A 13,596-nucleotide genomic window follows, 5' to 3' on the forward strand; every position below is an offset into this window, starting at 1 on the left:
CCTACTGTATTTTCAAGGCATTTCTCACAAACTAGTACAAAACAAAAACAAATAAAAGGGAGTGTCCTGCTGGCAGAAACCGCAGAACACTACCCCTCGATTAATATTTTCTATCGAAACGTGACCCCTTTAAAAGGGTGAATCGCTCTAGTAAGCTCTTTATCTCCAAATAGCATAAAGGTCGGTTTAATTGTTACCGTTTCCCCGCTTGATGCCGACCAATCAACGGTTGATGCAGCAACGAATACTTCCTGGTTCATATAGAGTTCAGAAAGCTTCCTCGAGTCTGAATGAATAAGGGTGATGCTGTCTTCACGGTCATCTGATCCCACTGTCACATACTCTGATTCACCCAGCATGAATTCTTCGACACCGGCATAATACCTATCAAATACTCCGTCAGAAGGGACCATGGCATAACAGGAGGAGAGTTCATCTCCCGGTTTAAAGAAGGCTTCCATGTCAAGAAGCTCCCCTTTGAAAGTACGTCCTGCCTGTTGGTGGACTTCCGCATAGCAGGCAAGAACCCCGACTTGGGGCAGAGTCAAAGCATACTGTTTCAAAATAATACCCTTCATATTTTCATGCTCATTGAACTCTGTCGTCAGGCATATTCCTGTCCATCTATGACCATTTTGGTCGGTTCTTGTAATCGATTCAGCCCTTGTTTTTCCTTCATCATTGAATAAGGACTCACATTCTGTAAGAAGTACCGCATTCCCCCTCCCCACGGGTTCCACCAGGCTTTCGGCCCCGCTTCCGGGAATTGGTGGTGAAGGGTTTCTTTACCGTCTGCTAGTAAGGAATAAACGCCAGGGAAGTAGGCAGGTGAAGCCTTGAAGGAAAGCACGCCATTATCCACAGTCCAAACTCCGCTGACTTCTTCCACCTTCACTTCGCTTTTTCCTTTTACGAGATGAATCGCTTCCAAGTCCGCTCTTTGGCCAGGAGCATGAAAATGTCCTTTAATACGTTTCAATCCTGGAGTATTATGTTCTGTCTGAACACTTATTTTTGTTGCTTCATCTTCTTTTCGTAAGTATCTCTCAAAGAGTTCTCCCTCACTATTCAGCTTCAAGCTGCCAGAGAGGTAAGGTGTCAGCATGGAACGGAATGAGTACTCTACCGTCTCGCCTTCTTCTGATATGAAATCTCCTCCAGCTGCTTCCAGTGCATAAAGAGGGACCTCTTTCAGCCTTGGTGCTTCCTCGCCAATTACGAATTCCCTCCAGCGTTCCCAAGTCGGTGCAGTATTAATCCCGATTGAAATAGGACCAAAACAAACCTTTTCCTGAGATTTGATTGAGTCCACTGCATACTCAATCCCGAATCGCCAGTCATCTTTTCTTCCCTTCGCTTCATTAGGCCAAGAGAGTCCCGTAGTATCCCCTTTATTTGCAGCAACAAAGATCCAGCTTTCAGATATTTCTTTGTCTTTTATATAATCCATAAATGGAATGAAGGCTTCAGATCCGATGATGACTCCGCTTTTTTGGGGAATTGCCATTTCTTTCAGTTCAGGGTAAATTGGCTGAAGAAGAAAGATACCGTCCAGTGATTCTGTTCCCTTATTGATGATCTCATGATCGATTTCAATCAGCCCGTCTCCAAACACCTTTAAATACGTATTCAATGTCACTTGAGGAAAGGCATCAGATTCCAGGGATGTCTTCATCACCAGCCCTTCGACAAGCTCGATGAATTCTATATGACTTGCTTCTTTTTTGGAGAATTCCTCACTGAATGGCTTTCCAAGCTTAGGAGAGAAAATAATCATAGCTTCTCCGGCAGAATAGATCGAACCAGCTTTGACTATATGATTCCGCTTCTCCACTTCTACATAAAAAGGACCATTATATCCATACCAATGCTCTTCTGTTTCTCCTCCGAATTTGCTCCCGTATCCAGGGAAAGCAAGCAGCAAATTCGTTTCAAAGGTGATGGTTTCTTTATTTTCCCGCTCTACCCTCACTTCTATTTCCTCGGACAGGAAACCATTTTTCAGAAGCTTAACAGGTATTGGGAAGGACGCTCTCCCTTTTCCCTTAATATCTGCAGCTACCTCTTTACGGCCCCAATCCAGCAGTTGGTTGTCCGGCAGCACAACTTGAAAAGTACAATCCTCTTCCAACTGGCTTTCGAAATCCAAATGGACGAAACCTTCTTGTCCCGCTCTCCAGTCTTTTTTTGTTGAGCGGAGATGGACCTTTCCTGCTTGTTTCGGAAACACACCCAAACTCAACGGGATGGGAGAATCATTAATTGTAAGGGCAGCGCTTACCACCGGATGTGTTTTCCAAGGGCTCGGTTCCCGTTCTGGAATCGAAACCTTTACCGGGAATGCTTCTGCCCAATCACTTTCCACGATGCAAGTGTGATAAAAGGAATGCTCCACATTCTCATAATCTTCGCCCGTAAGAGTGACCTCTATTGGGCTGCCTGTTTTATTCACCACTTTGTAAGCTGCTGAATGCTCCTCTTTTTCAAGCAGTTTGAAGTCCTTCAAACTCATCTCAATGAGGAAGTCCTGAGTCTCGATAAGACGGATGCCGCGGCCTGTTCGTTCCACCTGTACCCGGACAAATTCCCCGCCTGCTTTCCAATTGTATTCAAAATACGTATAGTCGTTTTCCCTTATCCCATCCGGTTTCACTTCAATAACACGCTCGCTTGTCGAGTACCAATCATGCTTTTCAAAAAAAGGACGCAGGCAGCCGATGCTCATCACGAGAGGAATAAAGTTCATTAGATGAGTACTATCATCTCTTTCTTCCCAGAAGAAACCGCATTTTTTGTAAAGCGGTACTGCTTTGGTGTTTCCTGCCCATGTGAACAAGTCCAGCCTTGGCCAATCCAATTCAATTGTTTTCTCCAATGCTTTAAGAACCAGCTGCTTTCCGATTTTAAGACCTTGATATGAAGGATGAACATTGAGCAGCGGGATATATAGAGCTCCTGTATCTTCCCTGTACTGTGACAGACCGCAATACCCTACTACTTCTTCACCGACAAGTGCCAGGAACAGATGAAGATTCGTAGAGTTGGACTCTTTCTCGATGACATCTGATTCGGTCGTCACCACCGAATCTCCTCCCCAGTTCTCCCTGCTTTCGTTCCACATCTTAGCAATACCTTTTGCCAGACCTTCATGATATTCCACAATTTTCACTTGTTCTGTTGTTGTTTTCATAAGAACCTCCTGAGCTACGTTTTTATGGATCTAACCTCTCTTATATTACTTTTATGGACTACTTCGATGACTTTGATCATCATCATCTCCTCCTTTCTAATAATAGGTTGGAAAATCTTACTTCTCCTTCAACAGTTTAAAATGATATGCAGCTTATGTAAAGAATATTCTAATTTGACAGATAATTAATTTTGTGTAAAAGCTATTTTATATAGGCTTTTTTGAAAAGGTTATGGGTGTTGAAATAATCGATTTCCTCTCCAGCCAGACGACTCCGCGGGGCGGGCGGTGAGCCTCCTCGGCTTCATATAAAGCGGAAGCGGCCGTTCAGCACCGTACGGATTGTAGGGCTCCTGCATGAAATAAAGGAATCACAACGAACAACGTGAGTTGATGATGACTTATCGCAAGGAAGGAGACCGAAATCCGCTAGGTGCTGGCCGCTGGAGCTGGATTCGCCTGCGGGGTCTCACCTGTCCCGCTAGTCCCGCAGGAGGTCGTCCGGCTTCCGCTCCAATCCTTTAGAGATGAGGTAAAAAGTAAAGCAACAGACATTTTTCTAATTTCCATCGATATTAAGGTGTTTCTATCTAAAAGGAAAGTGAAAATCTTTAAGTTATTGCTTGACATGAGTTTCCTTAAAAAGTAATGGTTTATATTTCATATTAAATAGCATCAAACTTTACAAAAAACTCATTAAAAGAGCTTTTTTGTAATACAGAAATAATAGAACCTATGGCACTGTATACTTATAACCAAAGCCATATGCTAGTTAACTGTCCCGTCAGCCTGCCAGCTTCAACTATAAAGAGTGCTTAGAAAAGGTAAAAGGAGGCGGGTATAGAAGCTTAACAGTAATAAATCTCCCTGCGTCCTATTTACCTTTACCTCCTCATAAATATACTAAATGCAATCTAAATGACGACAGCAGGTGCGGTATCGCTGGAAAGCTGCCTTATGGAATTACTGGTCATTCCACCGTGTCACATAATTCAACCGACAGCCTTTCAGGGTCTGCCCAACTGGAATAAAGTTCAAGGTGCCATCTCCCTTTCAACCTCTTATAGCCACTCGCATCGATCCACTTGTGCAAATACCCATACGACTGCATTATATCTTTGTTGGAGCCCTGATGATGATAAACAGCATACGATTGAGCAGGAACCGTCAAGGTCACCATATCTTCCGGTACATCCTCAAATGCAGTCACTTCCACGCAAACCCAATAACCATCCTCAGCTTCCGTACTTTCTTCTACCTTAAAAGCCCCGATTTGCCGGTGGGGATTTGCGATGTGGCTGATTTCTGACATACGATTCTCCAAACGCAGCGATGCCTTTGGGATTTCCTTGATATATTGATCTCCTGGACAAAGGACCCGTAATCCTGCTAACTTGATTTCTTCCATTTTTATCTTTCTTGTTATAACTGGCGCATTTTCCAACTTGAAGCCCTCCCTTATTGATTTACTTCAAATTTTATTGAAAACCTGATTAACAGCTTTCCTCGGGAAATGCCATCCTTTTACTGCATTAAAGCTTCCCTTCTTTAATCCAGGTAACAATCTGAATGGAACCAAGAACAGAAACAAAGAGCAAGGATAACAACGCAATCACCCAGATTGAAAGGCGGTTGATTTCCTCGAGAGCTTCCGCAGTGAGTACAACAAATATCAAGACGCCAATCATCATAAGATAACAAAAAGCATTTAACGCGATATAGGCAGTCCTTAATGCTCTATCCTTCATAACCATCTCCTTAAGGTCCATTTCTCAACTCTTTCTATGGACCTTTTTAAATCGCTTTTATTCTATTAATAGGGGGTGAATACTTTTAAGCATTTTTAAAATAGATCAGGTTATCCGTCCACTCCCCAAACTCATAAATGAACCCTTTTCTCACACACTCGAAATCCATTCCGACACTTTCGGCTAACCTGAAAGAGTTTTGGTTATCAAGATTGATGTGTGCCTCAACCCGATGGTATTTCAGGTAGGAAAAAGCAATATTCAAAGCTGCTTTTACAGCTTCCTTCCCAAAACCCTTGCCCCAAAACTGATTATGTATTGTATAACCGATCCTGCCCCATTGAAAATCTTCCCGTGCCAGAGTTGAAAAATCAATCATACCCAGATGTTTCCCGTCCATCTTTCGAAACACTCCAAAGACATAGGCAGTGTCATTCTTTGCCAGAGATTGATGCTTTTCAACTAAACTTGCAAACCAATTTACCGTACATTCTTCCATATCCAGCTTTCCTTGTTCATGTCTATACTGTGAAGGCATTCTATCACTGAAGCCATTCAGCCACGCAGAATAGTCTTCCTGAATTAACGGTCTGACTATCAAACGGTCTGTTTCAATCATATATGTAAATGAATCCAATCTCGCACCTCTTATCTTATTAATGCATGTCTCCCCTTGGACATAAGAGACACACCTTTATTGATAACTATTTTGCTGTACTTTTTAGACGAAGCAATCAGCCACAATGTTTCAGATTATTCAAATTTAATTCTATTATAGCATCTGCAAAAAATGAGACGAGCTAAAAGCTCAAAGAATAAATAGAGACTGGAATTATGTTGATTCCGGCCTTCATTCTTTATTTAGTTTCTACTTCCCGCAATATAAATTTTAATATTGAAAGAGATAGTTTCAATCTTGAAACCCGTTCTAATTCTGCTTTTTTTAAAGCTACCCTGCGACTCTATGATTCCACTCTTACAAAATCAGCCTTACTGACATCGTTTTTAACTCTTTGTCCAGAAGTCTCAGGCTTCTTCTTAAACTTCCGTCCATAGTAAGAATAACCCGCCGATGCCCTGATATATCCTTCCATCATAAGCGCAACAGCAAACATGACAAGCGCAAAGGAGAGGATGGGAGTCAACGGGACCCAGGGAGCTCCTTGCAGATACCGGAACGTGTCACCTATCAACCCGGACCATTCATTGGTGGATGATTGCGGCGGATCATTGACTAGCTGATAATCTACTTCTGTTCCGCCCAAGAACAGTTTCAGCAAGCCTAAGTGAATGAAGATGATCAAGGTCTGCATAATCTGTTGTCCAAAAAGGATTACAATTTTCTCACGCAGTGCGGGAAGAATATGCTTGAAGATGATCCTGAATCTTCCCGCACCCAGCGTTTTGGCGCTTGAGATGAATTCCTCTTTGTTCACTCTAGCAATTTCATTCCCCAAAAGAACAGAAAGAACCGGCACAATCAGAAAGATCAGCACAAGTCCTTCAAGGATAAACCTTTCTGCCATAGAAGTAGAAAACCCTTGAGGAGGTTCCCACAGGATCGGATAAAGCAAGAAATAAGCCAGTATGGACATGGGAATAAAGTGAAAGGAGTCTACTATTCCAGTAAAAATCCCTTTGTATTTTTGAAGATAAATTCCAATCAGAAACGCAAATGGGAGTGCTATAAATACACGAAGAAACCCTATTGCAAGTGAAGCCAGAATTGTATACTTTGCCCCTATAATAATCTTCCCCAGCATATCCAGGCCAAGAGGGTCCGTGCCAAAAGGAAAGGACCATTTTGGAGATATGGGTGCTGATTCCACCAGGACATTATCAACCGAAATATAGTAAAGTTTTCTGACCTCGTTTCCCCAGAGAAAGCTGTATATAAAGCTGGTTGTCAAAAATAGTACAATAATGATAAATCCCGAGAGAAAAAGAGGATTCTTCCACACACTCCTCTCCATTACAACTCCTCCCCTCTATTGGCTTTATTGGACAATACCAACTCCCCAAGATTGTAAAATAAATAAAGAGGAATGAATATGGAGAGCAGGGATAAAACAAAAAGGACCGGCTGCATGGTTGACATTAAAAATCTGGTGATCCCAGGTATGTTGAAAAGCAATTCAATAACGAACAGATTGGAGAGCATGAACCAAACCGTTTTCTTGGATTGAAAAAATACACTTACGATTGAATTTCGCAGTACGTGGGAAATAAGAATCATTAGCTTTCCAACACCAATGGACCTTGCAAGAAGAACATAGTCTTTCTGTATCTCCGTTTCAAAAGACAGAATGGATACCCTGAAAAGCTGGATAGCCGGCAGAATCGCAAGGAGTAAAATGGGTAGAAAATAGGCCTTCTCTTCATAGGTTGAGGCTGTATTGAAAAGCAGGATTCCGGATTTTTTATAGTAGTACACAATGATCAATTGTGCCATCAAAATGATTAAAAGATCTGGCAAAGACTCCAGGAAATAGAGTGCCAGTTTAATTCTGCTGCGAACACGCTCGCTAAAAAGCATCGATACTATTGTACAAACCAGGGCAAGAACCAGTGCCAATAAGAAAGATGAGAACAGAACAGTCAATGAATACTGAATCGGATCAAAAAGATATGGAAATAGATCCCTTTCCTTCTGCCCGCCTATCACTGTGTAGGTCAGTGAGCCAGGGTTTAACAGATCATCTATTATTCCTTTGAGGACTTGCCAGTATTGTGAGGAGTTCAAAGTTTTCTCATTAAGTCCTGATAGTAGGGCAGGCAGTCCGCCAGCAAGAACGATACCCACTAACGATACTGCAAATACAACCACTCTTTGAAATACTTTCACATTGGCTCCCCCCTCTTATGGCATGGCACTCTTTAAGCTGCCGAACATAATTCTCTCTGTGTTGATAATTTTTCGATCAATATTTCCATATAATTTGAACCCGGTATAGAGTTCCTTATCTATAAAATAATGATATACTCCCGCAACCTGGCTGCTGTTATATAGATTTTCACCCTTTCGCCCGATCATTTTCTGAATGGATGGTTTTTGAGTGTGAGGAAACAATTCCAATAAGATCACATAATCCTTTCTTGTATCAGGAATGGCAAAGGACTTGGAAAAAGCTCCACCCTTACCAATAGAGATTTCCTCTTCCCTGATAATGGTCTGCAGGTCGGTTCCCACCAGGCTGGCTTCAAGAATCGTGCCGTCAGGGAGCGAGCTTTCTCCTTCCATAATAGCCTCCTGCCCTTTCCTCATAGTCGTTGCTTGAATAACAGACTGTCCATTATAAAGAGAGGCTTCATTGTATTTGTCTTCAGGAGAGGATTGAACAAGATAGCTTCCTATAACGGGAGTAAGAAATAATAGAGTACATAATAGAGCGAGATTGTATTTCAAAGATTGAAAATATTTTTGAGTCCAATTCTTCCTGTTCGCCTTCCTCCAGATCGTTTCAAATTCTACCGACGAGTTTTCCTTTTTATCTACCTCATCGAAAAGTTTTGAGAAATCCTGATCCTTCAACCATTTCCCCTCCCCGTTGTGAAAACCTCTTGATATCCATCCGCCTTAATTGTTTCAGCGCTGTATTCAGCCTTGATTTTGCCGTTCCTTCAGGTATTCCCAGGACATTGGCCGACTCCCTGAGGGTCAACTCCAAATAAAAGTGAAGAATGAGAATCTCCCGGCTTTTTACAGACAATCTTTTAACTGCTCCCCACAGTTCCTTCGCTTCTTCATTGTGGAGGAAAGTGTCTTCAAGCGAATTGATCCGGTCATCTTCTAGGTTTTCAGTAAATATAGAAAACCTGTCTATCCATTTTTGTTTTTTCATAATCGACCTTGTGACATTAATAGTTATAGTATAAATCCAGGGTTTAATAGGTTTGGTCTGGTCATATGTATGATACTTGGTTAAAATCCTGATGAATGTTTCCTGCGTGATATCGTCCGCAAGACTTCTCGACTTGGTCAGAAGCAGTGCTGTTCTGAACACATAATCCCTGAACTCGTTAAATAATGCGTGGGCTTCTGATTCATCCAGGTGCAAACTCATCTCTTCCTCCTTTCTTGATTCTCATATGTATTACTCTTGTTAAGCGCAAATAGTTCGGTCTTAATTCTATTTTTTTAAAGGAAGTAAATTAATGTCCGAATTAAGCCTGCAGCTTTTCCCCTCTCAACGGTTCTTAAAATGAAGCTGACTAAGTATACAGCAAAAAAATCTTCCTCATGCAAGGTCTTTTTCAAAGCTTCCATCTCATCAACAGTTAAAAGGCAACAAAAAATGGATGTTGATCTGGAGACAACATCTTCTCAATTCGTTCTTTGAAATTGCCCCACTTCACCATTTCCAAAGCTTCTTCAATCGAATAGAAGCCAACCTCGAGGCTCTCTTCACTTGTCTGCAGCCTGCCTCCCACAGCTCTGCCCAGCCAGCAGGTCGCACAGACATTCAATTCTAAGTTTTGATAGATTCCACAGAAATTTGTAATCTCCATTACGATGCCTGATTCTTCTTTTACTTCCCTGATAATACCGTCAGCAATGGTTTCCCCACGTTCAATGATACCACCAGGAAATTCCCAGCCGCGCTTGGGTCCCTTGATAAGAAGTATCTCTCCGTCATCATTAAGGACAACAGCGCCAGCCGATAGGGAATAGATAGGTTTCATGTGCTCTCACCCTTTCTTTTTTGATGCAGTCCTAAACAAGCTTTTGAACTCCTGAACAGATTTAACAACAACTAAACGAGTGCTTTACTTACACTTTTCAATATAAGCCTCGATATACCCTCTATATTCTTCGTTCAGTCCTTCAGGTAATTCCTGCAGCCCATAGTATTGCAGATTCAAAGATTCTTCCTTATCCATTATGATGCTCCCTTTCACATCGGTTGTGGAATAAACCGCCGTAACAGAATAGAGCTCATCTCCATTGGAAACTTTGAAATAGTATTGAGGACCTGAAAAGATATTTACCAAATCAAGGTTCCCTATAGTTAAGCCTGTTTCTTCTTGCACCTCTCTTCTTGCTGTATCCTCCAGACTTTCTTCCAGTTCCATCAAACCGCCTGGAAGCCCCCAACCCCCGTCCGTGCGATGCTGAAGCAGCACTTCATCCTGCGAGTTAAAGATCAGCACCACAGCTCCGGGTAGGATCAATGGTCTTGTTCCCACTACTTCTCTTAAGCTTTTAACATAATCCATCATTATTCTCCTCAATTCATCTTATATTCTATCTACGTCTATAAATAACACATGTGGTTCACTAGTTGTAAAACACCTTTATTTTCTCATACAAGAGCCCGAGAACATTCAAGATAAACCGAACTTTAAAAAGGAACAGAAATCAGAGGCACTTAACAACAATCAATGCATTTAATAATAAAGGGAAAAATTCCCCTTATTTTACTAAAAAGTACTGAAAACAGCTCAAATAGAGGGAAAAGTTCCCCTTATTTGAATTAAAACTCTAAATAATAGATGCTTTTTTTCATATAAGGGGAAAAACTCCCTCTATTTCCTCCAGTATGAGCTGAAAATTGAAATTAGAGGGAAAATCTCCCCTTAATTTACGCTGGATACTTAATCAAGGAGCAGAAGGCTTCCACTTTAAAGCCACTCCATCGTGCTCCACCCTAGCGGAGTCGTCTACCTTTAACTGAAAACAATACTCTTTTATAGCCACTGAAGTGAAAAAGGCAGAATCACTCTCTGAAGTGAGCGATTCTGCCTTTATACTTGCTGTTGGACTTTTTCAGTACCCTTATAAAAGCCCCCGGGGTATTATTTGGAGTACAGCATAATCAAAAAGTTAGTCGAACCTCAGCAGTTCGCTTTTGAGCCAGCTTTCTGAACCCTCCTTAAATTGGAGGTAATATGTTTCATCTATCCATACAGACTTTACTTGCTCTTCTATTGAAATGGTTCTCATTGCATTCAATTGAGTAGCTGCCAGCTCGCCAATGATGGTTTCGAAATCAGCATTAGTGTCTGCGTCACCAAGCAGGGTGTTAATTCTATCAGGACGAACATGCGAGAGTAGATTTTTCATCACAGCTTCCGAAAGCTTCAAACGGTCATCCTCGCTCCACTCATTACTGTCTTCACTTACGGCACCGGAAGTTGCCAGAAGTGCCACCGCTTCATCACCATCAAGGTAATTTGGGCCTTTTGGGAGTTTAATATTCTTATCCTGCGTCGATAATAAGGATTTTTTTCATCCAGGTTCAGATTGGTTTCACCTATAGTATTCATTAGCTTAACGAAGTCGTTTTCATCCACAGTCACATGGTAATCGATTGGCAGATCCAATGCTGTTGAAACAGATTTTTTCACCGACTCTCCTCCATCCCGATACGCATTAATATGTGTAAGCTTTTCCATATCCGGTTCACCATCACGTTTTGGAATTATAGGGACATATGTGTCGCGTGGGAGGGTTGCTAAGTTAATACTTCCATTCTGTTTGCTGTAGCTGATGAGCAGATGCAAATCTGTGCGTTCATCTTCATTTTTCAAAAGAAACAAAAGAGTTTCCGCATCGTTACTTTCCACAGCCGTCTCTTTATCAGCCTGGTCAGCATTCCGGCTGTTTTCATCGCCAATCAAGGAGTAAGCAAGAACGATCGAGAGCGTTAAGAGGACAGCCATAGCCATCAGAGGAGCTGCCCGGCGGGTTAAGTCAAGAAAGAATACACTGCTCTTCCTGTTTCGCTGAGCATCAATTTTGCGGAAAACTTCTTTCTTGTCTTCTTCAGTAAATTCGAGGCCATCATTATGAAATTCTCTAAATGATTTTTCCAAATCTTTATCCTTCATAAACTTCAGCCTCCTCCAATTTAATCCTAAGCCTTTCCTTCGCTCTTCTTAACCGGGTTTTCACTGTGTTTACCCCAAGGTCTGTCACCTCTGCGACTTCTTCTATATTCAGTGAATCATAATAGTAAAGATACAACACTTCCCTATATTTTTTGGGCAGGGAAAGCACGATATTTTTGATTTCCTGATTCTTTGCTTCCTTTAAGACTGTCGTTTCAGCAGAGGGAAGCAGCGACTTCGTATTTTCCTGTATGTAATCCATTACCTGAACTTTTTTATGATTCCAGCTCTTTAAATGGTCTTTGCACTCATTGATTGTGATCCGATACAGCCATGTCTTCATTTTGGAGTCTCCCCTGAAAGAATCCAGTTTTTTATAACACTTCACAAAAGCATTCTGCGTAATGTCTTTGGCGATATCTGCATCTTTCACATAGGAATAAGCAAGCCTGACTAACTCATCTCCATATTCCGCCATGATCTGTTCCAGTAACGAATCACGTTTGCTTTTCTCCATGCTGCAGCTCCCTTTTCCCCTCACCTGTCTATGAATTTAATTATTTGACGATTTACTACGTACAAAAAGTTTCAATATGGGAGAATTTTTTATTTTTGGTCGTTTTTTTCTATTCTGACGTTTCACTTCCACACATAGATATCCGACACTTAAAAGTCCTATAATGCTGAAAAACGCTGTTATGCCGGAGTTTGATACGGAGAAATAATACCATCCGATCATCGTGCTTAAGGCAGCAACTTCCATGAACAGCCAATGTCCAGCGTTCAATTCAAGAACCTGGTCGATGATCTATTCTCCAATTATTTCAAAACTTGTAATCAATTACAATAAAAAAGTAAGAGCTGCTCCTTTTGTCAGCTCTTACTTTTTGTGCTGTTTAGAATTCTTTGCTTACAAGTAAATGTTCATTCAAAGTTTGCTGTAAGGTCCCTTTGGTTTCAACATCGGATTCAAATGACACCCCTGCGTTAATCATATTTCTTACTAGATCTACTCGGAGACCTGTCAGTACTGATCTGCAGCCCATCATTTTAATGCCGTTCAAAATCTTTTGGAATTGAACAATCACATCCAATTCCATTTCGGCGATTCCAGAGAGATCAATGATTAGGGTTTGAATTCCCATGGAACTGATCCCCATCAGTACCTTTTCTTCAAGAGTGTTGACTCGGTGCTCATCTATCATTCCAATCAAAGGAAGAACCGCTATGGCTGAATTAATCGGTATGATTGGAACCGATAAATTTTCCACAAGCCTGCGCTGAGACATTAATTGTTCATCTTTAAAATCAGAATAGCTGATGAAGAAATTATTCAGAAACTGATCGACTCTATCATTAATTTGTTTTTCCAATTCAAAAAATTTCTTGCGGGAAAATTCATTTTTCTCATTTAATTTTTCGTATTGATAAAGAAAATGCCATATGGTTCTTCTTATGGCATGTACCCATTCCAACTTAAAAGACAGCGTAAGAGAATGCTGCGCCCAGGCTACCCCTTCGATTTTGGCGAATTCTATTAATTCTTCTTCTCTGCTTTCGGCAATAAAAAGTGCTAAATTTTCTGCATTTTTCAGCAGGTCAATATTACCTTTTTCTAAAATATCCTGAATCTTGTTTCTGACATTGAGTGCTTCAGAAAGAAGCTTTTCCTTGAAGTTCTCTCTGTTGGCTGTAATGAACTGGGAAATTTCTTCTTTATTTATGAATTCTGTACTCACAAAGAACACGCTCCTTTAGTTTTTCAAGATACAAATATTATTCTTTATAATGGATAAAAATCCTTCCATAAATTTCTTAAGAATGACC

Annotated in this window: 15 protein-coding genes; all 15 read right to left on the reverse strand. The window is 41.1% G+C overall.

The genetic code is table 11. From position 1 onward, the window contains the following. Positions 1-110: 110 nt before the first annotated feature. The 15 genes from B9Z54_RS25780 to B9Z54_RS14840 all read right to left on the reverse strand — a co-directional run bounded on the left by B9Z54_RS25780 (position 111) and on the right by B9Z54_RS14840 (position 13,508). On the reverse strand, positions 111-578 hold the full coding sequence (locus B9Z54_RS25780) for a hypothetical protein (RefSeq protein ID WP_240189941.1): 468 nt from the start codon (positions 576-578) through the stop codon (positions 111-113). 26 nt (positions 579-604) lie between these two features. Next, positions 605-3,190: a GNAT family N-acetyltransferase gene (locus B9Z54_RS14770; protein WP_240189942.1), complete on the reverse strand. Its 2,586-nt coding sequence runs from the start codon at positions 3,188-3,190 to the stop codon at positions 605-607. Between the two features lie 970 nt (positions 3,191-4,160). Next, a complete protein-coding gene (locus B9Z54_RS14780) occupies positions 4,161-4,634 on the reverse strand; it encodes a GyrI-like domain-containing protein (protein WP_240189943.1) in 474 nt (157 codons plus the stop codon). Positions 4,635-4,722: 88 nt separating this feature from the next. Continuing rightward, the gene (locus tag B9Z54_RS14785; protein WP_113929121.1) at positions 4,723-4,938 is read right to left on the reverse strand and encodes a hypothetical protein; all 216 of its coding nucleotides are present in this window, start codon (positions 4,936-4,938) and stop codon (positions 4,723-4,725) included. Positions 4,939-5,023: 85 nt separating this feature from the next. After that, positions 5,024-5,557: a GNAT family N-acetyltransferase gene (locus B9Z54_RS14790; RefSeq protein ID WP_113929389.1), complete on the reverse strand. Its 534-nt coding sequence runs from the start codon at positions 5,555-5,557 to the stop codon at positions 5,024-5,026. Between the two features lie 343 nt (positions 5,558-5,900). Next, positions 5,901-6,911, reverse strand: a complete 1,011-nt coding sequence (locus B9Z54_RS14795; RefSeq protein WP_113929122.1) for an ABC transporter permease — start codon at positions 6,909-6,911, stop codon at positions 5,901-5,903. Beyond that, positions 6,911-7,783, reverse strand: a complete 873-nt coding sequence (locus B9Z54_RS14800; protein WP_113929123.1) for an ABC transporter permease subunit — start codon at positions 7,781-7,783, stop codon at positions 6,911-6,913. The genes B9Z54_RS14795 and B9Z54_RS14800 overlap by 1 nt, the downstream gene beginning before the upstream one ends. Positions 7,784-7,798: 15 nt before the next feature. After that, a complete protein-coding gene (locus B9Z54_RS14805; protein ID WP_113929124.1) occupies positions 7,799-8,470 on the reverse strand; it encodes a protein kinase family protein in 672 nt (223 codons plus the stop codon). Next, a complete protein-coding gene (locus B9Z54_RS14810) occupies positions 8,436-9,002 on the reverse strand; it encodes an RNA polymerase sigma factor (RefSeq protein WP_113929125.1) in 567 nt (188 codons plus the stop codon). Before B9Z54_RS14810 ends, B9Z54_RS14805 begins: the two co-directional genes overlap by 35 nt. A 214-nt stretch (positions 9,003-9,216) precedes the next feature. Next, positions 9,217-9,621 carry an NUDIX hydrolase gene (locus B9Z54_RS14815; RefSeq protein ID WP_113929126.1) on the reverse strand — a complete coding sequence of 135 codons (405 nt, stop codon included), beginning with the start codon at positions 9,619-9,621 and terminating at the stop codon, positions 9,217-9,219. Positions 9,622-9,705: 84 nt separating this feature from the next. Further along, positions 9,706-10,155 (reverse strand): NUDIX hydrolase, encoded by a 450-nt coding sequence (locus B9Z54_RS14820; RefSeq protein WP_113929127.1) that lies wholly within the window; start codon positions 10,153-10,155, stop codon positions 9,706-9,708. Positions 10,156-10,762: 607 nt separating this feature from the next. Further along, complete coding sequence (locus tag B9Z54_RS14825) at positions 10,763-11,089, reverse strand: hypothetical protein (RefSeq protein WP_113929128.1); 327 nt, start codon at positions 11,087-11,089, stop codon at positions 10,763-10,765. After that, positions 11,059-11,769 (reverse strand): LCP family glycopolymer transferase, encoded by a 711-nt coding sequence (locus B9Z54_RS14830; RefSeq protein WP_113929129.1) that lies wholly within the window; start codon positions 11,767-11,769, stop codon positions 11,059-11,061. Before B9Z54_RS14830 ends, B9Z54_RS14825 begins: the two co-directional genes overlap by 31 nt. Continuing rightward, positions 11,759-12,286, reverse strand: a complete 528-nt coding sequence (locus tag B9Z54_RS14835; protein ID WP_113929130.1) for a sigma-70 family RNA polymerase sigma factor — start codon at positions 12,284-12,286, stop codon at positions 11,759-11,761. Before B9Z54_RS14835 ends, B9Z54_RS14830 begins: the two co-directional genes overlap by 11 nt. A gap of 379 nt (positions 12,287-12,665) precedes the next feature. Beyond that, positions 12,666-13,508 carry an STAS domain-containing protein gene (locus tag B9Z54_RS14840; protein ID WP_113929131.1) on the reverse strand — a complete coding sequence of 281 codons (843 nt, stop codon included), beginning with the start codon at positions 13,506-13,508 and terminating at the stop codon, positions 12,666-12,668. Positions 13,509-13,596 lie beyond the last annotated feature (88 nt).

It is taken from the genome of Bacillus sp. P14.5, from assembly GCF_003316765.1.
GTDB lineage: Bacteria > Bacillota > Bacilli > Bacillales > Bacillaceae_B > Rossellomorea.